Consider the following 25,600-nt stretch of genomic DNA (forward strand, 5'->3'; position numbering starts at 1 on the left):
TGTTAATTTATCTCTCTTGTTATGATATGCGATGGTGCGACATTTGAGCTATAAGCTCTTAGGATTATGTTTGTATCATCGTTTGTGCATTCGCCAGTTTTTACATTTTCTATAAAACAAGTATGTAGTTCTATTTGTTTGATATTTGTAGTATCTTTTGCTTGTGGTACGTTAAAGTTAAATTTAATATTTTTATCATCTATATAGCTATCATCTTTCAAATTATCATCCACATAGCTAACTTTAAATATAGTTTTTATAGGAATTATAATATCTCTAACGCCTCTTTGATCGGTTGGATTTTCTATATTTAACTCAGTTTCATAATTATGAAGATGGTCTAATCCATCAAAATTTGCACTAAAAGCTGGAATGCTTGCTTGTTTATTTATGTAAGCATTAATTGGTAAATTTTGTCTAGTTTTGTTATTTTCGTAATCTTGTGTAAAATCTCCATCTTCTTTTATAGCATTTTTTAAACCTTCTGCTGTGCTATTTGTTAATGTAACTCTAGGAAATATATCTGTTTCGTCCATAGAATTACTATCCCAAGGCATAGAAAACATTAAATGCATTTGCATTTTAGATGAAAGTATGGCTTCTTGTTTTAATGCATGTAAATTTGAAATAGTGCTTTGTGAGATTATGGTCGGTATAGCAATCATACTTAATCCCATTATAACTATGGCTAAAACCACTTCTATTATAGAAAAAGCTCTTTTCATTACCAAAATATCCTATTTGAGTTTTTATTTAAATTTTTATCAAATTTTTTTTCATCGTCTGTATCTTTCGTTCCTAATACTTTACCGACACTATTTCTGCCTTCGTCACTCTCAACTGAACCCACAGAACCATCTCCAAACCATAGGTTTTCATTGTCTTTCATAAACTCTACATTAAATTTCTCATGATGTTTAAGATATGTTGGCGTTTTAAGTGTTATTGTGTCATCTTTTACATTATTATTATCGGATTTTATTATTATATTGTGCGTAAAATCTTTTTTATCTAACGGATAGTATATATCACTTTTATCTGTATCTGTTTTTGTTCTAGTTTCACTGCTATTTGTTGCTTTAAATTCATAAATATCGCCATTAACTTGTCCTTTGTTTGCTGGTACATAATCAGGCGTTTTATACCAATCTAATATAATTGGCACTGTGTTATTATAGCTTGTGTTTATATCAAATATATCGCAATTTTGTGTGCAATATGTTGTGTAATATACGCTGTTTTTCACGCCACTTCGTAATCCTTTTACATCTTTTGCATAAGCACTTCCGTAGTAAAACAGTGCACTTTCATTATCGTCGTGGTTATAATAATGGATATTAATGTTTGTAGGCATATTAAAAGGATTTTCTATATTTTTATCTTTAATTTCTAGTCTATTTTCATCAGATACAAGCCAAAGTGAATTTGGGATAAAATCTCTTATAAAAATTTTTGTAGGATTCATAGGATTTTCGTTTCTTTCTAGGTTAAATCCTATCATAACTGAAGTTGCTCCAGTTCTTTTAAGAGGTTGTTTTTTGTAATCTTTGTCTATAAATTCAATGCTATCATTAAAGAAATTTTTGCTTATTTGCACTAAAGCACTTTTATCATCAAATTTATCATTTGTTTTGTCTGCAAAAGTAAATTCATCCCACTTTACATCATTTCTTTTTACATCAGTTGTTTTATATGAATTTCTATCTATATTAAAATTTCTCTTTTTATCTTCATTTATATCTGTATCAGTTGTATATGGCGAGATTATTTTTATGAAACATTTTTCTGTTGTGTTTGTGTCTTTACAAAAATTTTGTGAGCTTTTTTGATTATAAAAGCCAACCACATTAAAAGAAATTTTATCAGTATCTAGGAATTTTTGTTTATCTAAAGGTATACTTTCTTCTGTTAGCATATCCCTTATATCTTTTGATAGTAAATTTTCTTCTTTATATTTAATGTAGTTTTTAAATTCATCTTTTTGGTTTATAACTTTTTCTAAATGAGTATTTTCTTTGTAATTATCATAAGTTGCGTTAAATGCTGTTATGGCATTTTTCATTAGTGATGTTTCTTTTGAAGAAAGCGTTTTTACATCATTGTTTTGGATATTGTCTTTATATTTAAAATTTCTATCCCCAATATAACTTAAATTTAAAATTATATCTTTTGCATAGCAACTATTTGTAAAGTTAGGATAAGAATTTCCATTTCCATCAGATGCAGCTATGATTAGCTGAAGTTTTGCACTCATTTGATTTTCTATGTTTATTTTTGGACTTTTGTTATTATACGTTTTATTTACATCTTGCATTAAGTCATTGTAGTATGTAAAACCGCCTTTTAATGACTCTTTGTTTATATTGCTTTGATTTAAAATTCTAGTTACATATATATCAAAATTGTTTGGAATAAATTCAATATATTTTGGATTTAATGCTTGTATGCTACAATCTACAAGCTCATCTGCAAATTCATTATTTATCACAAAATCTTTAGATGCATCTTGATCAGCTATATCCGGTCTGCATTGATAACCATAATTTTTTAAGTTTTGAGATAAGGCTATTTTTTCTTCAGCAGTTAATTTGTTTTTATTATTCTTGTAAATATTTATGAAATTTATAGCTGTCCAGTATGGATCTTTGAGTAAATTTTCAAATTTCATAACATTGTCATATTTAAGATATAAATCTTCACTATCATTTATCAATATCCCATTTATTTTTAAATTTTCTTTTACACTGTCTGTTTGATTTTGATATTTTATTTGACTATCTCTAAAAGTTATTCTTAGGATATCAGGATCAATAGTGCTATCTTTTCCTAAAGATAAATTTTCATCATTTTTGCAATTCATAGAGTTGTTTGTTATGGCTCTTAAAAGCGTGAAGTTGTGAAATGGCTGTGTTTTATATGTGGTTTCTATGAGATTATAATAGTTTGTATTTTTTGCGTTTGCTAATGTGTATGTATATTTGTCACCTTGTTTATTTGATATATTTAAAGCTATAGGTGTGGCATTTATTTTATAAATACTGCTGGAATTTAGTATAGTTGTGCTATCTAATATGCTTACATTTGCATCGTTTATAAAAAATTTAATAGGCATATTTATTTTGTTATTGTCATCTGTTTTTATTAGTTCTTTCGTGTAGTCTTTATTTGGTTTTATTGCCAGCTTTGGTGTTCTTTGTGGAAAATTTGTATAATCTATTTCTTCGAAAGTCATATAAAATCCAGCCGGTTTTATAGCAAATGGATTGTTTGAGCTTTTTATACCTTTTAAAATATCTTCTGATTTTATAGATAAATCATAAGCGTTAAAATACATATGACTTGTTATATTGTTGGATGTAAAATTCTTATGCAAAACAAAACAAGCTGCGGTAACATCATTCGGATCTGTTGTTAGCTTCAAGTTATCTTTGCCATTAGAATATACTAATTCTTCTTTTTCAACATTATTTATCGGCAAGTTTCCTGTTGTAAGATTTTGCTCATTAGAATATAGATTGTTTAAATCATCTTCATTAAATTTATTGCCTAGTTTATATTTAAGAAGTTCTTTATCATCTATTTTGTTGTAAGTTACATATACATTTTGTGATTGAGTAGACGGGTATGCATTTCCTGCTTCTACTTTGGCACCTATTACGCAGTATTCATACCCGATTTTATTACTATTTTTTTCATAAGGTTTGAGCGGTGCACCGCCTGCTATTTTTGTCCTAAGGGGGCTGTTCCAAAGCCAGTTAAAATCGTATTTTGCTTTATTTGCTTTGTGGGCTTCGGCAAATTGTCTTTCTACAACTTTTAGCGTATATGTCTCTTGCTTTGATGAGCCACAATCAGTTGATTTTATGCTTACATTTGCAATTTGATGAACATTTGAGTATCCATATCTTTTTGTTGAAGCCGCAAAAGCTACTTTAAATTTTCCAGATTTTGGCAAATAAGATGTTATATCTTGTTTGTCTATAATTATTTTATCATCTCTGCTTACGCTTATAAGTGTATTTCCTGTGGTAGAATCAAGTGTTATTTTAAATCTCCCAGCATGATAATCATCTGTTTTTGGATTACCATCGCCTAGTTTGTATGTTTGCTTACTTGTTATAAATGGTGCATTTTGATTTACAGATCCTCTTATGGTTATAGAGTTAGAAAGATTATTTTGACCGCCACTTAGACCATTAGCATTTTGTGCGAAATCTTGTGCTTGATGCAAGCCTATTGCTAGTAAGCCATTTGTAAATTTTGTATTTTTAGATAAATAACCCATGCCTGCTAGAATGTCTATAGAATCAGCATTAGCTAGTCTTGGTTTATCTATGCTAGCATCATATAAAATAACAGCCATTCCAATACCGCCATTCTCTTGTATCTCTGTTGCAATTCCAACTTTTGGCAGTATTCTCTCTCCGATATAATAAGTATTGGGCTGTTTTTCTCCACCCCAAGCATAATAATCAAACTCTATAATGGTTTTACTTTTTGAAATATTTATACCCTTACCATTTTCTCCTAAACTAATATTTGCTATCCCTCCAATCTTACTTGGTCCACCGTGATTTATAGTAAGTCTTTTTGTGCCGTTGTTTCTTGCTTCTGTATTCCAATCAATTTTTATATCCAGCTTATCCACCATTGCATCGTAATCATTGTAAGGAGAATATTTTCCAGCTGATGTATAAGCACTTATTCTTTTCCATCCAAATCCTGCTGGAGACTTATCTTGCGGATCTTCTTTTATACATTCTCCTACACCCATCTTACTGACTATTTCTATTCTTGTTGAATCATATGGTTGTTTTAAAATTGCTCCTATTTCTTCGTCTGTTGTGCTTTCTATAGATTTTGATGGTGTTATTTGTGAGATTTGGATATTAAATGTTTTTCTAGTATTGGTATTGTTGTAATTTTTTAAAATTTCTACTTTTAATATCGCTTTTGTTTCGTTTTTTGGTATTGTAATGGTATCGTTTAAAATTTTATAGTCTATGTTGTTTTTTGCTGTTTCATCTTGAACATTAAATTTAATTGTTATATCATCTTTTAGTTGAGTGCTTAAATTTATAGGGATTTCTATAATTTCGCTACCTGTGCTTGGTTCATTTAGTGAGTAAAAATTTTTTTCAAATGATGCTTCTGCTATTTTATATGGGAATAAGTTTTCTGTTGGGACAGGTTCATTAGGAATGTTTGGATCTACATCTTTAAACATTAAACTAAAATATCTATCATTACAAGCAGGTGCTCCTACAAATGTATAAATTTTAATTTTATGTAATCCTGGACTTAGTTTATCTAATTTAACTCCATTTTTAGTATTTGGACCCCATGCACTATTATAAGACCAAGCGCCTGACTTGTCTAAAGGATGACCACAACCACGCGAATTTGTATCAAATTTTGTATTTTCATCTACTGCCACTCTTGTGGTTACAGTTCCTCGATTAATTATTAATTGTTTATTTTCTGGTATATTAATATATCTGCTCCACACAATACCCCAATTGTCATTTCTCTTTACAGCATTTGTTGAGCCAATACCGTCAAAGGGAGCACATATTGGTTTGTTGTCCCAAGAAAAATTTATAGTTGGATCTATTGTTGTTTTAAGTTCTTCTCTATCTGCGCAATATGGATCTTTTGTATAATAAATTCCTTTTAATCCTATTGCAAAGCTATTTATAGATGTTAAAAAAAACATAAGAAAAAAAAACATAAATTTATACATTTTTATCCTTTTTTTAGTTTTATAATTATGAGCTAAATATAGCATAATTTTCCATAATATATAATAAAACAAGTAGGTTAAGAATTTTATATTTTGTTTTAATATTTATAGTAAATAAGATATAATATACAAAATGCTATTTAGGAGAAAAATTTGAAAAAAATTTTAGTTTTGCTTATTTTGTGCGTAAATTTTATATTTGGTGCTGATTTTTTTATGAAAGAAGTTGATTTAACTTTGCTAGATGTAAAGGATGGTTACGGAACTATTGCCGATAGTGATGATTTTGTTGTAGGTAGTAGCGGCGTTGTGATACATAGTTTTGATTCTCATAATGAAAGCATTATAGCTAGAGCTAGTGTTGTAGAAAAAAATGGTCAAACTGCTAAAATTCAGTTTGAACTTTTTTCTATGCTAGAACAAAATGCACTACCACTTCCAGGAGTTTTACCTGAGGCTGGAGATCATGTGAAATTGAATTTTTTATATTCTAGATCTTTAATAGTAGCTCCAAATAAAGAGATTTATGATGAGGTTACAAATAGTTTTACAAGATTAACTTTTATACATCCAGATATAGTAGCTTCTTATCTAAACTATGAATTTAAGCCAAATCCAAGCAGAGATGATTTTAGAAAGATGTGTAATAAAAATTTAGCAGGTCTTATATTTTTTGCATTAGAAAATGAGAGTGTTTTTGTAGATTGCGGAAGTTTTAAGGTTATAAAAAGGTTTAATAGTGGTCATATAGGTTATTATAATTTACCTTTTTATTCAAGAGTTGGCAAGATTGATACTGTTTTTTGGGATTTTTCAAGTGGACAGATCAATAACTATGATGCTTATTATAGAAGTTTATTGAAAGAGTAAAAATGATAACTAATTTACAAAAGAAATATTTTTTAGATTTACTTGGAGATGAAAACGCATATTTTGATGAGGCTCATAGAGTTGCGTATTGTTACGACGCGACTAAAAAAAGATATATGCCAGATGGAGTTTTGTTTCCAAGAAATGAAGAAGATGTAAGCAAAATTTTAAAGTATTGTAATGAAAATAAAATTATAATTATTCCTCGCGGTGCAGGTAGCGGATTTACTGGAGGAGCTTTAGCTCATGAAGGTGGGATAATTTTAGCTTTTGAAAAGCATATGAATAAAATTTTAGAAATTGATATGGAAAATATGGTAGCAGTTGTTCAACCTGGATGTATAAATATCAATCTTCAAAAAGAAGCGGGTAAAGTAGGGCTTTTTTATCCGCCAGATCCAGCTAGTGAAAATTATTCTACAATAGGCGGAAATGTGAGTGAAAATGCCGGAGGGATGAGAGCCGCAAAATATGGCATAACAAAAGATTTCGTTATGGCTTTAAGGGCAGTTTTGCCAAATGGAGACATTATAAGATGTGGCAAACGCACTATAAAAGATGTAGCTGGGTATAATACCGCTGGAATTTTAATAGCAAGCGAGGGGACTTTGGCTGTGATTACTGAAATTACGCTAAAGCTTATCGCAAAGCCAAAATTTAAAAAAACTGCAATGGGTGTATTTAAAAGTGTTGATGACGCAATGAGGGCAGTTTATAAAACAATGGCAGCTGGTGTTACTCCTGTTGCTATGGAATTTTTAGATAATTTGAGTATAAGAGCTGTTGAGAATAAATTTAATAAAGGGTTGCCAAAAGAAGCGGGAGCTATACTTATAGCTGATGTTGATGGAAATTTAGAAGTTTTGCTTGATAATGATTTAAAAGTTATAAATGAAGTTTTTAGTAAAAATGGTTGCATAGATTTTAAAATAGCAAAAAATGAAGAACAGAGTGCTGATTTGTGGTTTGCTAGAAGAAATTGTTCTCAAGCTATAACTTGCTATGGAAGTTTGAAATTAAATGAAGACATAACAGTTCCTAGATCAAAACTACCAGAGCTTTTGTCTAAAATTTATGAAATTTCTAAAAAATATGATTTAACAATACCTTGTTTTGGGCATACTGGCGATGGCAATGTTCATACAAATGTGATGGTAAATAAAGATAATGAAGATGAGGTTAAAAGGGGTTATGCTGCTATAGAAGAGATATTTAAAGTTACAATAGAGCTTGGTGGAACGCTTAGCGGAGAGCATGGAATAGGGCTAAGTAAAGCACCATATATGAAACTAGCTTTTAGCAATGCTGAAATGGAACTTTTTAGAACTATAAAAAAGGCATTTGATCCAAATAATATACTAAATCCAAATAAAATGGGGCTATAATTTTATTATAATCCCATTAATTCAATACTTTTCTCATAGATTTTTCTACTTTTTCATTGTTTAGCTTGCCATCATTAAATATATTAAAAGCTAAAACAGCTTGATAAAGTAACATATCTAATCCATCTTTGTGTGTTATTTCATTTTTTTTGCATAAATTTAAAAATGGAGTTTGTTTATTGTAAATAACATCGTAAGCATACCTGCTTTGTTTTATAGTTGGTTCTAAAAGTTCTTTTGGCACAGGCAAAATATCTTCTTTTAATCCGGCACTTGTTGTATTTATCACTAAATCATACTTTGATATTTTAAAATCATCCCAAGTAAAGCAGTTTAAATCACTGAATTTAGCTAATTTTTCTTTGCTTCTATTTACTATATCAACTTGTATATTTTTTGTTTTTAGTATGTAAGATATAGCTTTTGCGGTCCCGCCAGCACCTATGATAAGGACTTTTTTTAAATTTTCAAAAGATTTTATAGATAGCAAAAATCCAGGAGCATCAGTGTTGTAACCTATGATTTTATTTGAGCGTTTAACAATGGTATTTACTGAGCCTATAGCTTTTGCGATTTTATCAAGCTCATCGCATTGTAATAGAGCTATTTCTTTATGTGGAACTGTTATATTTGCTCCACATAAATTTAAAGATTTGAAAGTTTCTATAAGTTTTGAGCCATCATTTAAGCAAACTCTTGTATAAACCGCATCTATATTTAAATCATAAAAGGCTATATTGTGGAGTCTAGGAGATATTGAGTGATCTACTGGATTTCCAAATATAGCGTAAATATCCATTATTTTACTCTAAATATAAATGCGTTTGGATTTATTTTAGATCGTATATCTTTCAAGGCACCATCTACTTTGGCATTATCATATGATCCAACTAAAATTTTGTTTATTTTTTTACCATTTATCGTTGTTTCATAAACCTTGTAATCATATCCGTTATTTTTTAATTTCTTAAAAAGTTCGGTATTTGTATTTACTTTGGTTACCGATGCAACTTGTATATATGTTCCAGCACTTACTCCACTAGCATTAGAAGCACTTTTTGAAGTATTTGTTGTTTTTTTGTTGTTTATGCTAACTGATTGTTTTATAGGTTTAGTATCTTTTTTTGCCTCGGTTTTAGTTGTAGCTGTTGTGTCTTTTTTAGTGGTTGGTTTATTTTCTGTTTTAGTGTCTGTTGTTTTTGTAGCTACATCTTTTTTAGTTTCTTGTGTTTTAGGAGATTCTTCTTTTTGGACTACCGGTTGTGTTGGTAATGAATCTTTGTTGTTTATAGTTGCTTGTTGTCTTAATTCTTCTTTTTCTTTTAAATTTTTAACAATATCTTCAAAACTTTGTTTTTGAGATGAATTTTCATCTTGTAATATTGGAACTTGTTCAAAAATAGTATCATTTGGTTCGCTTTTTTGAACTGTTTCAATCTCAGGAGGTATAATAACTCTACCATCATTTTGTGCTGTATTATCTGAGCTATTTAACATTTTCATAACAAAAAGAATTATTAAAAATAAAATAACTAAAGAAGCTATTATAATCAGCAATTTTCTCATTTTACGAGAATTTGAACCATCATCTTTGTCATCTAAAACTAAGTCTTTTAATTCGTTGTTTTCTTCCATATTTTCTCCTTTTTACATATGCTTAGCCCAAGAAGCTCCGCGTTCTTTTTGATAAAGCTCATAAGGCAGTGTAAGTATATTAAATTCTTTAGGAACATCAAGAGTTGGAAAAACTTTCCACTCTTTCATCATTTTAGCATTTAAGAGCATAGAAAGCCTATTTGCAATCTGACAACCTTCTTCAAAAGTAGTATGTCCTTTGTGTATATAAAGGTGTAGATGCCCTGGCGTCTTTGTAGTATAAGCTGTAAAATTCATATAGCCTTCTTCTCTAAAAAGAAGCTGAGCTCTGTGCCAAAATCTATCTGGCATTCTGCCGTTATAATCAAAGACTATATTTTCAACTTTATTAAATTTATTTACCAAAGAATGAGCTACTGTGATTTCATTATTTAAATGTTTTTGCATGATATTAAAATCAAGTGGTTCATCAATACGCTCAAATTTATCAAAAAATACTCTACCTTTATATTCTGTTTTTTGAACTATCGTATCTCTTTTTATATAATAATGGTCTTTTATTATCTTTATAAGTGCAAGATCTATTGTTTGCATTAAAACATAGCCTTGTCATATATTATAAATTTAGAAGCCAATTCTTCTAGCTCTTTTCTTATATTTTGTTGCAAAGATTCGTTTGTTATATCATCTAAAACATCGGCTATTTTATTTGCTATAAACTCAAACTCTTTTTCTTTCATTCCTCTTGCTGTTAGAGCAGGGCTTCCTATACGAATACCACTTGTTATAAATGGACTTCTTGTTTCTCCTGGAACTGTATTTTTATTTACTGTAATTCCAGCATTTCCTAAAGCATGATCAGCGTCTTTTCCGCTAAAAGATTTATTTAAAAAGCTTACCAAGATTAAGTGATTGTCTGTTCCGCCACTTACTAAATCATATCCTCTTTTCATCATTACATCGCCAAGCATTTTAGCATTTGCTTTTACTTGTTTTGCATATACTTTCCATTCATCGCTAAGATTGTGTTTGAAGCCAACTGCTTTTGCTGCTATAACATGCATAAGTGGTCCACCTTGAATTCCAGGGAATATGCTTGAGTTTACCTTTTTTGCAATCTCTTCATCATTTGTCATAATTATACCGCCTCTTGGACCTCGTAAAGTTTTATGAGTTGTTGAGCTTACAACATGACAATGCGGAAATGGACTTTGGTGTTCTCCTGCTACAACTAGACCTGCAATATGTGCAACATCCGCAAAAAGATACGCACCAACGCTATCTGCAATACTTCTAAATTTAGCAAAATCAATCTCTCTTGCATACGCACTTGCACCACAAACTATCATTTTTGGTTTAACAATTTGTGCTATTTCTTGGACTTTATCATAATTTATTCTTCCATCTAATTCAACGCCATAAAAAAAGCTTTCATAGTATTTTCCGCTACTTGAAACTTTTGCTCCATGAGTTAAATGTCCGCCATGACTTAAATCCATTCCTAGGATTTTGTCACCTGGTTTTAAAAGTGCTCCGTAAACTCCTTGATTTGCTTGACTTCCTGAGTTTGGTTGAACATTTGCAAATTTGCAATTAAAAAGTTTTTTACATCTTTCTATGGCTATTTCTTCGACGCCATCTACAAATTCACAACCACCATAATATCTCTTTCCTGGGTATCCTTCGGCGTATTTGTTTGTAAATATCGAACCCATAACTTCCATAACATCTGGATATGTGAAGTTTTCACTAGCTATCATCTCCAACCCATAAGTCTGTCTTTTTAACTCTTTATTTGCAAGATCGAAAATTTCTTTATCAAATTGCTCTAAATTTGACATTATTGCTCCTTTTGTAAATCTGAATCTAAATTTTTTATTGGTTTCATTGCTGGAAAAAGTATAACATCTCTTATAGATACTTTATCTAGCAACAACATAACAAGTCTATCAATTCCAAGCCCCCAACCAGCTGTTGGCGGCATAGCATAACCTAGTGCTTTTACATAATCTTCATCCATCTCGTGAGCTTCATCATCGCCAGCATTTTTTGCATCAATTTGAGCTTTAAATCTATTGTATTGATCAAGTGGGTCATTAAGCTCATTGAATGCATTTGCAAGCTCTCTTCCTGCTATGAAAAGTTCAAATCTTTCTGCAATATTTGAATCTTTATCGCTTCTTCTTGAAAGAGGGCTAATGGATATTGGAAAATCAATTATAAATGTTGGATTTATAAGTTTATCTTCTACATAGTTATCAAAAAGCTCAGCTTGTAAGTGTCCTAAATCAAGTTTATCATTTGCTTCAAATCCATCTTGTTTTAGTTTTGCTAATATCTGTTCTTTATCATTTATAATTTCTTTTGAAATTCCGCCAATATCACTAAGTGCATCAAGATACTTAATTCTTGCAAAAGGTTTTGAAAAGTCAATATCTCTTCCATCAAATTTTATAATTTTTTCTAGATTTAATTTATCCAAAAGCTCTTTAAATAGCTCTTCTGTTAAATCCATTACTTCAAAATAATCGTGCCAAGCCCAGTAAAACTCAATGCTAGTAAACTCAGGATTATGTGTTAAATCCATACCTTCATTTCTAAAACAGCGATTTATCTCAAAAACGGCTTCCATTCCACCGACAACTAGCCTTTTTAAGTATAATTCAGGTGCTATTTTTAAGTATCTATCCACATCTAAGGCATTGTGATGAGTTATAAAAGGTTTTGCATTAGCTCCACCTGCTATAGGGTGCATCATAGGTGTTTCAACTTCCAAAAAACCTCTTTCTTCAAAAAATCTTCTAATTATCTTAATAATAAAAGATCTTTTTTCAAAAGTTTCCCTTACTTCTGAGTTCATTATCATATCAAGATATCTTTGGCGATATCGCATTTCTTTATCTGTTAAACCATGAAATTTCTCTGGAAGCGGCGATATACTTTTTGAAGCTAAAGTTATATCACTGGCATGTAAGCTAAATTCTCCGGTTTTAGTTATAAATGCATAGCCTTTTACTGTTATTATATCTCCAACTTCTATATTTTTTTTACTAAAAGAGTATTTTTCCTCGCCAATACTATCTCTTGAAAAATATATCTGAATATTTCCGCTTTGATCTTCGATGTTTGCAAAAGTTGATTTTCCGGCAACTCTTTTTAGTTTTACTCTTCCAGCTAATGTAACTGAGTTTTCTTCACTCTCTCTTTTTTCTTCTGTATTTTTTATGTGAGCAAATTTACTTTTAAATTCGCTTATATTTATATCTTTTTTTAAAAAATGTGGATATGGATTTATACCGATATCATTTATGTCTTTTATTTTTTGTATTCTTTGTTCTTCAAATTGTGTATCAAAAATCACTTATTACCTCTCTTTTTTTGGCAGTTTTTGCATATCCCATATAGCTGCATAATATGACCTGTGAGTTCAAATCCGTGCTCTTTTGCTATAGCAATTTGTCTTTTTTCTATGGCTGCATCTTCAAATTCTATTATAAGACCGCAATGTTTGCATATCATATGATCATGGTGTGGTTTTGTAGCAAGTTCAAATTTCTTACCTTGTGAGCCAAAAGTAATTGTAGTTACCATTTCAGCTTCTTCTAATAAATTTAAAGTCCTATAAACAGTAGCTATACCTAAGTTTAATTCAGGGTATTTTTCTTTTATGAGCAAATATATATTTTCTGGCGTAAAGTGTTCATCGGATTTATAAAGAGTTTTTACTAAAATTTCTCTTTGTTTTGTAAATTTAAGACCATTTTCCTTTAAAATTTTTTTGAAATTGTCAATAAGCGTGTCGTATTCTATATTTTCTATCAACATTATTTCTCCTTAGTTAGGTTTTGATCATACAAACTTATATTATCATCTAGAGTTAAATTTTGATCATCTAAATTTTGTATCTTAACATTAAAATCATCTTTTATTTTGTCTATATTTATGTTCATTATCCATTTTCCGCATTCAAGCATTGTTTCATATACTACACTTCCTCTAAGAATTGGTTCTATTTTTGAATTTAACACATATATATTTGCAATAACAACAAATATTACAGAAAATATCAAAAAAACTTTAGCACAACCAAATACCAGACCGCCAAGTCTATCAAAAAAGCCTAAAGCGCTTGCTCTTAGAAATTTTGTAAGTATATTTCCAACTATCAAACAAGCTAACCAAAAAACTATAAATGAGGCTATAAAAGCTATAAATGATAGCATTTGTTTATTGTCTGTTTGATACAAATATGTGCTTATAAGTTCTTGTGCGCCATCAAATCTAGTGGCAAATATAATACCGCCTATTATACCGATTAGTCCAAAAATTTCTTTTATAAGACCATTTATAGCACCTTTTATGCCAACTAGTATAATTATACCAAGTATTATTGCATCAAACCAATTAACTACGCTCATATATTTTCCATTAATGCTTTTAGTTCATTTGGGCTTGTTGAGTATCTCAAAGCTATCTCTTTTGATATTTCTCTTGCTTTTAATAATTTTATCATATTTTGAGTTTGTGTTACCATTCCGCTTTCGATTTGACCTAGTTGCATTTGAGAATAAATTTGATGAATTTTATTTTCTCTAATCAAATTTGAAATAGCTGAGTTATTTATAAGTATCTCATGGCAAACAGCTCTACCTTCGCCAATTTTTGGTATCAATGCTTGAGATATTACAGCCGTAAGCGATATAGAAAGCATACTTCTAATTTGAGCTTGTTTCCCAGCTTCAAAGCTATCTATTATTCTGTTTATTGTCTGCATAGCTGAGTTTGTGTGAAGTGTTCCAAGGACTAGATGCCCAGATTCAGCTGCTGTTATAGCTATGGAAATAGTTTCTTCATCTCTGAGCTCGCCTATTAGAATGACATCTGGATCTTGTCTTAGGGCGTATTTTAAAGCATTTTTATAATTATGTGTATCTGTGCCAATATTTCTAAGTGAAAAAACAGATCTTTTGTTTTTATGTATAAACTCAACTGGATCTTCTATAGTTATTATATGTTTTCTATATTTTAAATTTATCTCATTTAACATAGCTGCTAGTGTGGTGGATTTTCCAGATCCTGTTGGACCACTAACTAAGATAAGTCCTTTTTCTCTTTTGATGACATCTTTTAAAATGTTTGGTGCCTTAATATCATCTAAAGAAGGTATTTCTAATGGAATTATACGAAAGGCTGCTGCCATATTACCATTTCCGGTATAATAATAATTACCTCTAAATCTACCTATATTAGGAAGTTCTATGGCAAAATCAAGCTCTTTTTGCTCTTCAAGTATGCTTCTTTGTTCATCTGAAATTAATGTATAGCAAAGGTGCTGTATATCTTTTCCATTTAATACTTGTAAATCTAGAGGTTTTAATGTCCCATCAACTCTAATTTGTGGTTCACTATTAGATACTAAATGCAAATCACTTGCTCTATGAGCCACAACTGTTCTTAAAAGTGTTTCAACATCAAAGTCTAAGCTGAGTTTTTCTTCCAAATACTATCCTTTTACTCTATGATTTTTGGTACAACAAAAAAATTGCCATCACTATTTGGGTTATTTTTTAGTATAATTTCTATTGTATCTTGATCATTTTTAGGTTCGTCATTTCTTAGTATTAATCCATTGTTTATATTATTTACTGTTTGCTCTACGCTATCTAAATCAAGTTCGTTTAAATTTTCTACAAAAGATACAATTTCAGTGAGTTGTTTTGATATTTCTTGGCGTTTATCATCGCTTATTTTAAGAGAGCTTAGTTTCTCTATCTTAGTAAATAAAGAGTCATTTATAGTCATATTTTACCTTAAATATTAAAAAATTGAAATTATTATAACACATTTATCTTTAACTTAGGGCTGTTTTAAAATTATTTATGCTACAATTAAGCCAAAATTTTTATTAGCAAGGATTAGACATTGGCTTTAAAAGATAATTTACAGTCCATAAAATCAGAAATTAGCTCCGAAGAGCAGTTTTTGGAAAATATGATAAAAGGCGAGAGATTTTTTCATAAGTATTTTAAATCTATAATCATAATATTAGTTGTGGCACTTAGTGCTTTTGTTATATATAAATTTGTTGAATACAAAAAAGAATCAGATATAATTAGTGCAAATGAAGCTTATAATAGGCTTTTTCAAAATAAAGAGCAAAAAGGCGATAAAGAACTATTAAAAGAAAAAGCACCATCTTTGTATGCAATGTATATTTTATCTGATACAAATAGTAGCTCAAATTTAGAAGAGCTAAAAAATTTAAAAGGTGTTGACCCATTTTTGATTGATTTGGCTAAATTTAAAACCAATAAAAACAATGATACCCTACTACTTAATTACGCAGCACTGCTAAAAGGTTTTGAGTTTATAAAAAATGGTGATTTTGGAAAGGCAGACATAGAGTTTTCAAAAATTCCAATGGATTCAAACTTACAAAAAATTATAAAAAATTTAAAACACTATAATGGAACACAAAAATGAAAAAAAATTTATTATTAATAGTATTTGTATGTGCATTTTTTATATCAGGATGTACAACAAAAAGACAATATTTTGAGCCAGAAAATGTTACTGGTGAAATGAAATTTACATCTCAATTGTCATCAGAAATAGTCTCAACAAGTATTAATGGGGCTATCTTAGAAGATGGAACTGTTATTAGTTTAAATGGTATTGAAAAAAATTTAAAAGTTTCAAAAGATGTATCCCTGTTAGACCATACAAATGATACTTTCATCATATCAAAACTTAATGGCGAAATTTATGTTATAGATAATAATGGTAAAACTATATTTTCTAAAAAATTTCCAGTTGCTATAGTTAGTGCTGCAACTGATGGGGAATTACTTGCTACTCTTAGCTCTGAAAATGACATACAGCTAATAAATATAAATACAAATGAAACTTTGTTAGATTATAAATCTAGTATAGCATATGCACAAGATTCTCGTATGGCACCTCCATATTTTATGAGCTCTCTTATAATTTTCCCAACACTTGATGGAAAAATTATTGTTGTAGAAAAACAAAGCGGAAGAATCATAAGAGATGTTGTTGTTAGCAATGAGCCGTTTTTTAACAATATTATATATTTAGATGTTGTAGGAGATAGAATGTTTGCTGCAACTGCAACAAAAATAATTATGATAAGTCCAACTATAACAACAAATCATAGAGGGGAAATAAAAAATATCAAAATATATAATAACAATGTTTTTATTTTTGAAAAAGATGGAAATATAATCAAAGCCGATTTGGATTTAAGAAGAATAAAAAGCAAAGATTTTCCATTTGCTATATTTTCAAATGTAGCTGTAAAAAATGGTTTTTTATATGCTCTTGAAAAAAATGGACATATCATAAAAATTGATGAAAATTTGGAAAATTCAGAAATTTACAAACTAGATGATGAGGTTGAAAATAGAAGTTTTGTATCTAAAGATGGCATATATTACGATGATAGATATTTAGAAATAAAATAATAATCATGGAAAAAGAAATTTGTAAGCTTTTTGAAGATAAAAAGATACTTTTAAAAAATTTAAAAGATATTGACCTTTCTAAATTTACAAAAAAAAGAACATATAAGTGCTATTATGGTGTAGATACTAAGAGTTTTTATACTATAGTTTTAATCAGAAATGCTAAAAGTAGATTTTTGTTAAAAGAGTTTGAATTTATAGAAGAATTGCATTTTCAAATTTGCACTAAAACTGGCGTAAATATTAAAAAACTTATATGTTTTTATAACTCTGATATTTGCTCAAAAACTTTAAATGCATTTAAACAAAAAGGTTGGAAAAGTTATGCTTTTGTGTAATGTTGGAAATACAAACGCAAATTTTTTTGATGATGGCAAGATAAGTAGTATGGATATAGCTAACTTTATGTCTTATGTGCCAAAAGAAAAAGTGTATATTATAAATGTTAATGAGTCTGTAAAAGATAAAATTAGTTCAAATTCAAATTTTATAGACTTAGAACCATATTTCGAGTTAGAGTGTGATTATGTTGGACTTGGTGTGGATAGGATAGCAAATTGCTATGCTATAAGCGATGGAGCTATTGTTGATGCTGGAAGTGCTATTACTATAGATATTATGTATCAAGGCGTTCATCTTGGCGGTACTATACTTCCGGGTCTTTCTTTTTTACAAAAGGCTTATAGTTCAATTTCTCCAAGGCTTAATGTTGGATTAAATACGCAAATAAGTTTGGATTCTTTTCCTCAAAATACATTAAATGCTGTTAGTTACGGCACAATATTGCCTATAGTTTTAATCGTGGAATATATGTCAAAAGGTAAAAAGATATTTTTTACAGGTGGTGACGGCGAGTTTTTTATAAAATTTTTTGACAAAGCTATATATGATAAAACCGCTTCATTTCGAGGAATGTTAAAAATTATAAAAGAAAAAGGATTGTAATGTTAACAGTTGCACTTCCAAAGGGTAGAATCGCTGATGACACTTTGAAAATTTTTAGCGAAATTTTTAGCGATGATTTTTTATTTGAAGACAGAAAACTTATACTTCAAAAAGGAAATTTTAAATTTCTTATGGTAAGAAATCAAGATATTCCGGTTTATGTTACAAACGGGGCTGCGGATATTGGCGTTGTTGGTCTTGATGTGTTAGAGGAGCATAAACCAGAAGTTGTTAGGCTTTTGGATTTAGGTATCGGAAAATGCAGGGTTTGTGTTGGTATAAGACAAAATGAAGAGCTTGATTACTCGCTTCCTGAGATAAAAGTAGCGACAAAAATGCCAAATATATCAAAAACATATTTTGCTAAAAAAGCAATTGCTGCAAATATAATCAAACTTTATGGATCTATTGAATTAGCCCCACTTGTCGGACTTGCTGATATTATAGTGGATGTTGTTGAAACTGGAGCTACGATGAAGCAAAATGGTCTTAAAGTGGCTGAAACTATAATGGATAGCTCAGCCCATCTTATAGCAAATAAAACTAGCTATATCGTAAAAAGAGATGAAGTTTTTAATCTTTTTTATAAAATTTCAAATATCGTAAAATCATAAATAAGCTCCTTCTTTTATACATTTATAAATAGCATTAGAAATTTTTTCTATATCGTTTTTATCGAAGTTAAAGTGCGGCATTGTGTAAATTAGCTTTCCAAAAGGTCTTAACCAAACACCTTCTTTAACAAAAAATTCTTGAATGCGTTCCATATTTACATCTGTTTTTAGCTCAACAACACCGATTGCTCCAAGAACTCTAACATCTTTTACTATATCAAATTCTTTGCATTTTTCAAGAGAATTTTTTAGCCATATGCTTATATTTCGCACATTTTCTTTCCAATTTGAGTTAAGCAGAGTATTGATACTTTCTAGTGCCACGCTGCAAGCCATCGCATTTGCCATAAATGTTGGTCCATGCATAAAAGGTAGATTATTTTCTGATACTCCATGAGCTATTTTTTTATTTGCTATGGTTACGCCAAAGCTCATAAATCCGGCTGTTATAGCTTTTCCAAGACATACTATATCAGGCGTTACTTTTGCTAAATCCATAGCAAACATTTCCCCGGTTCTACCAAAACCAGTTGCAATTTCATCAAATATCAAAACAATATCTTCTTTATCGCAAATATCTCTTATAAATTTAAGATATTTTTTATTGTAAAACCGCATTCCACCGGCACCTTGAACTATAGGCTCAAGTATGATAGCAGCTATTTCATCTTTATGCTCTTTTAGTTTTATTTTTAAATCATCTAAGAAACTCTCTTTAAACTGCTCATCATAAGCACATTTTGGTTTTTCAAAAAATATCTGTTTTGCAAGTGTATTTTTAAAAAGTGAGTGCATACCATTTATCGGGTCGCAAACGCTCATAGCTCCAAAAGTGTCGCCATGATAACCTCCAAAAGGGGTTAAAATTTTTGTTTTCTTAGGGTTTTTGTTATACTGATATTGAAGTGCCATTTTTATGGCAACTTCTACGCTAACTGAACCTGAGTCGCTATAAAAAATGTGTTCTAAACTTGATGGCAATATTTCAATTAGTTTTTTGCCTAAATTTATGGCAGGTTCGTGCGTAATTCCGCCAAACATCACATGAGAAAATTTATTTATTTGTGAAATTGCAGCCTTGTTGATATTTTCTTTATTGTAACCATGCCACACAGCCCACCATGAACTCATAGCATCTAGTAGTTTGCCTTGATTTGTAAAGATATGTTTATCGTAAGCATAATTAACAAAATATGTTTTTAGCGGCTCTAACATAGAAGTATATGGGTGCCAAAGATGATTTTTATCAAATTTACTATCAAATTTATACTCATCATTTTGAATGTTTAAATCGTTTAAAAACTCACTAAAATCTACCTCTTTTACGAGTGTGTTGAATGTTTTGTTTTGGATATATGGTATTGTTATTAGTGCAATATCGTATTTTTCTTTTATGAAATTTATATTACTAATAGCGATTTTATCATTTAAATTTGTTTTATTCATAACAATGCAAGCTATATCTATGCCATTATTTTGACAAAATTCAATATTTAAAATAGCATTATTTAGGGCTCCAAGTTTATTTTCAACCACTAAAATTACACTAATTCCTAGCATTTTGATAAGGTGGGAGAAATTTTGTTCTTTATTAAGCGGTACCAAAATACCACCAGCTCCCTCAATAAGCGTAATATCTGAGCTTTGCATATGTTTTATACAATAATCATAAACTTTATTTATGTCAATACTACTTTTTTCTAAATTTGCTGCAAAATCCGGAGAAGCTGGATATTTAAAAGTATAAACTGGCATAAAACAGTTATTTTTATCAACGCTCATATATGAGGTTATATCGCTAGTTTGCGGTATTTCCTCGCTACTTTCAAAGCCTGTTTCAATTGGCTTTATAGCTCTTGTATTTATCCCTAGAGATATAAATTTAGCTAATAGCAGCGTAGTAAAAAATGTTTTTCCTACATCTGTACCTGTTGCTGTTATAAAATACGATTTTTTCATATTATACTTCCTTTAGTTAAGCAAGGATTATACTACAAAAATCTAAAATTGCTATTAGCGTTTTGCAAGTTGATATAAGCAAACTCCTTCTCTAAGCCCATCATCTATGACTATAAATTCTCTATCTTTAAAATTTTTAAGCATATTTGTAAGTAAAATACATCCAGCTATCATAAGAATTTGCCTATCTTTTCCTAGCAGTTTTGTTGCCAAATTTACATCTAAAAGTGATATTTCATTGATAGCGTTTTTTATCTCTTCGTAGCTTAATTTTGTTCCATTTACTAAATTTGCATCATAACTTTGATAATCCATTTTAAGCTTTAATGCAGCCAAAGTTGTAGGAACTCCAGAGGTTAAAACAACTTTGTCAAAATTGAATTTTTGTATAAATTTAGTAGCATTTTTTACGACACAATCAGCATTTTCTTGCATTTTTTCTAAAGAATTAAACTCATTAAAAAATGTAACTATACCAAATTTAAAACTCTTAAAATTATCCCCAAAAGATATCTCGCTGCTTCCGCCACCCAAATCTATAAAAAGTGCATTTTTATCATAAATTTGAAGTTTTTCTAATCTATTTTTTATGGCAAGTGCGGTAAGTTTTGCCTCGCTTTCGCCTGAAATTATTTCAAATTTAATGCCAAATTTGGCATAAATTTCCCTAAAAAACTCATCACTATCACTTGCCATTCTAAAAGCTTCAGTTGCAACTGCCTTGCTTTTGCAAAGATCATATTTATGTGTAAATTTCTCAAGTGCTGACATTATACGCTTTTTTGCTTCATTATCGAGTTTTCCATCTTTTTTTAAATTTCTTGCTGAGCCAACTATAGCCTCGCTTGAGCTAACGATATTTTTATTTTCATCCATAACGCAAATTCTAAGCGTATTTGATCCTAAATCTATGCTACTTACCATATATTCACACTTTTTTTATGATTATATCTTCGCCTTTTGCATCTATGATAATCTCATCGCCGCTTCTTATCTCATCTTTTAAAATTTTCTCAGCTATTTCATCTTCTACCAAATCATAAAGAGCTCTTCTTAATGGTCTTGCGCCATAATCCCTATCGTATCCAGCTGAGGCAATTAGTTTTTTTGCATCATTTGTAATGCTTGATTTGATTGAGCGATTTTCTAGCGTTTTTTCTAAAGATTTAAACATTATATCTACAATATCAATTAGATTGTCCTCGCTTAGTGGGTTAAATATTATTATATCATCAAGCCTATTTAAAAATTCCGGCTTAAAGTAGTTTTTTAACTCATTTTTTATAGCTTTATCTCTATCGTCTCCTTGTAAATCCATTATGAAATTTGAGCCTATGTTTGATGTGAGTATAATGATTGTATTTTTAAAATCAACCGTAACACCCTTATTGTCAGTTGCTCTACCATCATCTAATATTCCAAGCAAAATATTAAAAACATCTTTATGGGCTTTTTCTATCTCATCAAAAAGTAACACACTATAAGGTCTTCTTCTAACCGCTTCACTAAGTTGTCCGCCCTCATCATATCCAACATATCCAGGAGGTGCACCAAGTAGTCGTGAAACGCTGTGTTTTTCCATATATTCGCTCATATCAAAACGGATCAAAGCTTTTTCATCATCAAATAAAAATTTAGCCAAAGCTTTTGCGCTCTGTGTTTTTCCAACGCCTGTTGGCCCTAGAAAAAGGAAACTACCTATTGGGCGATTTTCATTAGAAAGACCAGCTTTATTTCTTTTAATAGCTCTTGAAAGAGCAAAAATAGCTTCATCTTGACCAACAACGCTCTGTTTTAGATATTTATCAACATTTAGATATTTTTCTTTATCGCTTGTAAGCATTTTTGATACATCTATACCGGTCCATTTGCTTAAAATTCCAGCTACTAAATCTTCATCAACTTGGTTTTTTAGCAAAGTGCCGTTTTCTTTCATATGTTCCCATTTTTCTTCAAGTTCTTTTATCTTAGCTTGTGCTTCTGGAATTTTGCCATATTCTATCTCTGCAGCTTTGTTTAATTCGCCATTTCTTTTTGCTAAATTTGCTTCATTTTTTAGTGAGTCTATACTTTTTTTAGATGATGAAATTTCATCAAAAACGGCTTTTTCGTTTTCAAATTGTGAATTTAATGCATTTTTCTTTTCATTTAAATTTGCTATCTCTTTTTGAATTTCTGCTAATCTTTCATCGTTTTTTGGATTGTTTTCCATTTTTAAAGCTTCATTTTCAACTTGAAGTGTCATTATATCTCGCTTAACCTTTGCTAGTTCATAAGGCTCACTTTCTATTTGCATTTTAAGCTCTGCTGCTGCTTCATCTATGAGATCTATTGCTTTATCCGGTAAAAATCTTCCACTTATATATCTATTGCTTAGTTTTGCGGCTGAAACCAAAGCACTGTCTGTTATTGTAACATTATGATGAACTTCTAGTTTTTCTTTTATGCCGCGTAAAATTTGCAATGCTTCATTCACAGTTGGCTCAGGTACATTTACAGGCTGAAATCTTCTTTGAAGGGCGGCATCTTTTTCAAAATATTTTCTATATTCTTTTAGAGTTGTTGCACCTATGGTATGAAGTTCGCCTCTTGCAAGGGCTGGTTTTAGTATATTTGCAGCGTCCATTGATCCCTCGCTTGCACCAGCTCCTACTATGGTGTGAATTTCATCTATAAAAAGTATAATGTTTTTAGCTTTGATAACCTCATTTATCACAGCTTTTAGCCTATCTTCAAACTCACCTCTGTATTTTGCACCAGCGATTAACGCACTCATATCAAGTGCTACAACGCGTTTGTTTGCAAGGCTTGTTGGAACTTCCTTTTTTACTATCATTTGTGCAAAACCCTCTACTATCGCAGTTTTACCAACACCTGGCTCGCCAAGTAATATAGGGTTATTTTTAGTTTTTCTTATGAGAATTTGCATCATTCTTTGAATTTCTTCATCTCGCCCTATAACAGGATCAAGTTTTCCTTCACTAGCCTTTTGTGTTATGTCTATACCAAATTTAGCAAGACTATCAAGGGTATCATCGCTGGTTTGAGAGTCTATTTTTCTATCTCCTCTTATTAAATCAAGTTCTTTTTTTATATCTGTTAAATCTGCAAATTTTGATAATACATCTTTTATAGGAGAGTTGTTTAAATTTGCTAAAATCCAAGTATCAACAGCTATAAAGCTATCGCCTAAATTTGCCATATAGCCTCTTGCGTTTTCAAAAGAATTAACAAGTTCTGAGCTTATTTTTATGTTTTCTTTTGTTACATTTGAAGATGTAGGCAAATTTTGTATTAAGCTTTTTATATCAAGTTCTACGGCTTGTTTTGATATATTTAGTTTATTAAAAATTTGATTTAAAATCGAATTTGAATCAACTACCAAATTCCAAAGCAGGTGGATAACTTTAACTTCGCTATTTTTGCTATGAAGTGCTAAACCTACGCTATTTTCTAAATTTGTTCTCATTTGATCTGTTAGAATTTCAAATACATTCGCCATTTTTAATCCTTTTATATTTATAATGCTGATATTATATAATTTTAGTCTAATAATGTCAAGTTTATTTAATAAATATTTTTAACTATGCATAATTTTTTTAAATTAAAATAGTAAAAATAAAAATATTTTTATATCTTTTTTAGGGAATTAAGACTAAAATATTGTTTTAAAATAGAGCTAGGAGTATTAAAGTTGAAATTTTCAAAAGATGGTTTAAGGTTGAGCTTGGTTGGAGCTATAGTATTTTTTGTATTATGCATAACAGAGCTTTTTGCAAAAGAAGATAGCGTTATTATTAAAAATACAGAATCTTTGGCAAAAATGACAAAAGTAATGTCTATAGTTGAAAACTATTATGTAGATGATTTAAATTTAAGCGATATCATAGATAAATCTATTTCTGGGCTTTTATCAAATTTAGATGCACACTCTGGTTATCTTGATGAAAAATCATACAAAGATATGCAAGTTCAAACGAGTGGCGAGTTTGGCGGACTTGGCATAACAGTTGGTATGAAAGATGGTGCACTTACGGTTATTGCCCCTATTGATGATACACCTGCTTATAAAGCTGGTGTAAAAGCTGGTGATGTTATTTTAATGATAGATGGAAATTCTACTATAAATACAAATTTAGAAGAAGCCGTTAAAAAAATGCGTGGCGAACCAAAAACAGACATAACTCTTACGCTTGTTAGAAAAGGTGAGCCAAAACCGATTGAAGTTAAGATAACAAGAGATATTATAAAAGTTGATTCTGTTAAAGCTAAAATGATAGAAGATGAAAATATACTTTACATAAGAGTTTCGAATTTTGATCAAAATGTAGAAAAAAAAGTCGTAGAAGCAGTTAAAAAGTATCCAAAAGTAAAAGGAATTGTTTTAGACCTTAGAAATAATCCTGGCGGGCTTTTAGATCAGGCTGTAAATCTTACAAATGTGTTTGTAAAAGATGGGGTTATAGTTTCTCAAAAAGGCAGAAATTCCAATGAAAATGTGATTTTTAATGCAAAAGCTTCTAAAAAAATAACAGACACACCTCTTGCTGTTTTAGTAAATGGTGGAAGTGCAAGTGCAAGCGAGATTGTAAGCGGTTCGCTTCAAGATCATAAAAGAGCTATTATTATAGGTGAAAATACATTTGGAAAAAGTAGCGTTCAAATGGTAATGCCTCTTGGTAAATCAGAAGCTATAAGGCTTACTATAGCAAGGTATTATCTGCCAAGTGGCAGAACTATACAAGCTGTTGGTGTAAAACCAGATCTTGTAGTTTATCCTGGAGCTGTTCCAAGAAAAGAGTTTGATTTTAACATAAAAGAGAGTGATTTAAAACAACATTTACAAAGTGAGCTTGAAAAAGTTGAGAAATCAGATAAAACCGATAATAAAACAGAAGAAGATAAAAAAGATATGATAACAAAAACTCAGGTTATGGAAGATATACAGCTTAAAACTGCTATAGATACTATTAAAATTCAAAATATACAAATTAATCATTAAGG

The 25,600-nt window shown here is 30.0% G+C and carries 22 protein-coding genes; 8 read left to right on the top strand and 14 right to left on the bottom strand.

The window, feature by feature from the left end; genetic code table 11:
• Positions 1-2: 2 nt before the first annotated feature.
• Together CSPT_RS03210 and CSPT_RS03215 are read right to left on the bottom strand one after the other, a co-directional pair.
• A complete protein-coding gene (locus CSPT_RS03210) occupies positions 3-725 on the bottom strand; it encodes a type II secretion system protein (RefSeq protein ID WP_089182278.1) in 723 nt (240 codons plus the stop codon).
• Positions 725-5,743 (bottom strand): hypothetical protein, encoded by a 5,019-nt coding sequence (locus CSPT_RS03215; RefSeq protein ID WP_143297551.1) that lies wholly within the window; start codon positions 5,741-5,743, stop codon positions 725-727. The genes CSPT_RS03210 and CSPT_RS03215 overlap by 1 nt, the downstream gene beginning before the upstream one ends.
• Positions 5,744-5,896: 153 nt before the next feature.
• Here CSPT_RS03215 and CSPT_RS03220 point away from each other — a divergent pair, with 153 nt between their 5' ends.
• Entirely contained in the window at positions 5,897-6,613 is a 717-nt protein-coding gene (locus CSPT_RS03220; RefSeq protein WP_089182280.1) for a plasminogen-binding N-terminal domain-containing protein, read from the top strand.
• A gap of 2 nt (positions 6,614-6,615) precedes the next feature.
• A complete protein-coding gene (locus tag CSPT_RS03225; protein ID WP_089182281.1) occupies positions 6,616-7,998 on the top strand; it encodes an FAD-linked oxidase C-terminal domain-containing protein in 1,383 nt (460 codons plus the stop codon).
• 16 nt (positions 7,999-8,014) lie between these two features.
• On the opposite strand, the gene CSPT_RS03230 is transcribed toward CSPT_RS03225, so the two are convergent.
• The 9 genes from CSPT_RS03230 to gatC are packed head-to-tail and all read right to left on the bottom strand — an operon-like array spanning position 8,015 to position 15,396.
• Entirely contained in the window at positions 8,015-8,797 is a 783-nt protein-coding gene (locus CSPT_RS03230; protein ID WP_089182282.1) for a shikimate dehydrogenase, read from the bottom strand.
• Positions 8,797-9,633, bottom strand: a complete 837-nt coding sequence (locus tag CSPT_RS03235; protein WP_089182283.1) for an SPOR domain-containing protein — start codon at positions 9,631-9,633, stop codon at positions 8,797-8,799. The genes CSPT_RS03230 and CSPT_RS03235 overlap by 1 nt, the downstream gene beginning before the upstream one ends.
• A gap of 12 nt (positions 9,634-9,645) precedes the next feature.
• Complete coding sequence (locus CSPT_RS03240) at positions 9,646-10,188, bottom strand: DUF1882 domain-containing protein (protein ID WP_089182284.1); 543 nt, start codon at positions 10,186-10,188, stop codon at positions 9,646-9,648.
• Positions 10,188-11,435, bottom strand: coding sequence for a serine hydroxymethyltransferase (locus CSPT_RS03245; RefSeq protein WP_033915576.1), 1,248 nt, complete (start codon positions 11,433-11,435; stop codon positions 10,188-10,190). The genes CSPT_RS03240 and CSPT_RS03245 overlap by 1 nt, the downstream gene beginning before the upstream one ends.
• On the bottom strand, positions 11,435-12,952 hold the full coding sequence (gene lysS / locus CSPT_RS03250; RefSeq protein WP_181892299.1) for a lysine--tRNA ligase: 1,518 nt from the start codon (positions 12,950-12,952) through the stop codon (positions 11,435-11,437). Before lysS ends, CSPT_RS03245 begins: the two co-directional genes overlap by 1 nt.
• Positions 12,952-13,419: a Fur family transcriptional regulator gene (locus tag CSPT_RS03255; protein WP_181892287.1), complete on the bottom strand. Its 468-nt coding sequence runs from the start codon at positions 13,417-13,419 to the stop codon at positions 12,952-12,954. Before CSPT_RS03255 ends, lysS begins: the two co-directional genes overlap by 1 nt.
• Positions 13,419-14,012 (bottom strand): CvpA family protein, encoded by a 594-nt coding sequence (locus CSPT_RS03260; protein WP_089182286.1) that lies wholly within the window; start codon positions 14,010-14,012, stop codon positions 13,419-13,421. The genes CSPT_RS03255 and CSPT_RS03260 overlap by 1 nt, the downstream gene beginning before the upstream one ends.
• Entirely contained in the window at positions 14,009-15,094 is a 1,086-nt protein-coding gene (locus tag CSPT_RS03265; RefSeq protein WP_089182287.1) for a type IV pilus twitching motility protein PilT, read from the bottom strand. Before CSPT_RS03265 ends, CSPT_RS03260 begins: the two co-directional genes overlap by 4 nt.
• A gap of 11 nt (positions 15,095-15,105) precedes the next feature.
• The gene (gene gatC, locus CSPT_RS03270; RefSeq protein ID WP_089182288.1) at positions 15,106-15,396 is read right to left on the bottom strand and encodes an Asp-tRNA(Asn)/Glu-tRNA(Gln) amidotransferase subunit GatC; all 291 of its coding nucleotides are present in this window, start codon (positions 15,394-15,396) and stop codon (positions 15,106-15,108) included.
• Between the two features lie 120 nt (positions 15,397-15,516).
• Between gatC and CSPT_RS03275 the strand changes: the two genes are divergently transcribed.
• Genes CSPT_RS03275 through hisG form a run of 5 tightly spaced genes read left to right on the top strand, consistent with a single transcriptional unit; the run spans position 15,517 to position 18,637 of the window.
• Entirely contained in the window at positions 15,517-16,077 is a 561-nt protein-coding gene (locus CSPT_RS03275) for a hypothetical protein (RefSeq protein ID WP_089182289.1), read from the top strand.
• Positions 16,074-17,078 (top strand): L-seryl-tRNA selenium transferase, encoded by a 1,005-nt coding sequence (locus CSPT_RS03280; protein WP_089182290.1) that lies wholly within the window; start codon positions 16,074-16,076, stop codon positions 17,076-17,078. The genes CSPT_RS03275 and CSPT_RS03280 overlap by 4 nt, the downstream gene beginning before the upstream one ends.
• A gap of 5 nt (positions 17,079-17,083) precedes the next feature.
• A complete protein-coding gene (locus tag CSPT_RS03285; RefSeq protein ID WP_089182291.1) occupies positions 17,084-17,416 on the top strand; it encodes a hypothetical protein in 333 nt (110 codons plus the stop codon).
• Entirely contained in the window at positions 17,403-18,023 is a 621-nt protein-coding gene (locus CSPT_RS03290) for a type III pantothenate kinase (protein ID WP_089182292.1), read from the top strand. Before CSPT_RS03285 ends, CSPT_RS03290 begins: the two co-directional genes overlap by 14 nt.
• Positions 18,023-18,637, top strand: coding sequence for an ATP phosphoribosyltransferase (gene hisG / locus CSPT_RS03295; RefSeq protein WP_089182293.1), 615 nt, complete (start codon positions 18,023-18,025; stop codon positions 18,635-18,637). The genes CSPT_RS03290 and hisG overlap by 1 nt, the downstream gene beginning before the upstream one ends.
• Here hisG and bioA read toward each other — a convergent pair.
• The 3 genes from bioA to CSPT_RS03310 are packed head-to-tail and all read right to left on the bottom strand — an operon-like array spanning position 18,632 to position 24,098.
• A complete protein-coding gene (gene bioA, locus CSPT_RS03300; protein ID WP_089182294.1) occupies positions 18,632-20,596 on the bottom strand; it encodes an adenosylmethionine--8-amino-7-oxononanoate transaminase in 1,965 nt (654 codons plus the stop codon). The genes hisG and bioA overlap by 6 nt on opposite strands.
• A gap of 54 nt (positions 20,597-20,650) precedes the next feature.
• Entirely contained in the window at positions 20,651-21,520 is an 870-nt protein-coding gene (locus tag CSPT_RS03305) for a Ppx/GppA phosphatase family protein (protein ID WP_089182295.1), read from the bottom strand.
• 4 nt (positions 21,521-21,524) lie between these two features.
• A complete protein-coding gene (locus CSPT_RS03310) occupies positions 21,525-24,098 on the bottom strand; it encodes an ATP-dependent Clp protease ATP-binding subunit (protein WP_089182296.1) in 2,574 nt (857 codons plus the stop codon).
• Positions 24,099-24,290: 192 nt separating this feature from the next.
• Between CSPT_RS03310 and CSPT_RS03315 the strand changes: the two genes are divergently transcribed.
• Positions 24,291-25,598: a S41 family peptidase gene (locus CSPT_RS03315; RefSeq protein WP_235610081.1), complete on the top strand. Its 1,308-nt coding sequence runs from the start codon at positions 24,291-24,293 to the stop codon at positions 25,596-25,598.
• The last annotated feature ends 2 nt before the right edge of the window (positions 25,599-25,600 follow it).

It is taken from the genome of Campylobacter sputorum subsp. sputorum (assembly GCF_008245005.1).
Taxonomy (GTDB): domain Bacteria; phylum Campylobacterota; class Campylobacteria; order Campylobacterales; family Campylobacteraceae; genus Campylobacter_F; species Campylobacter_F sputorum.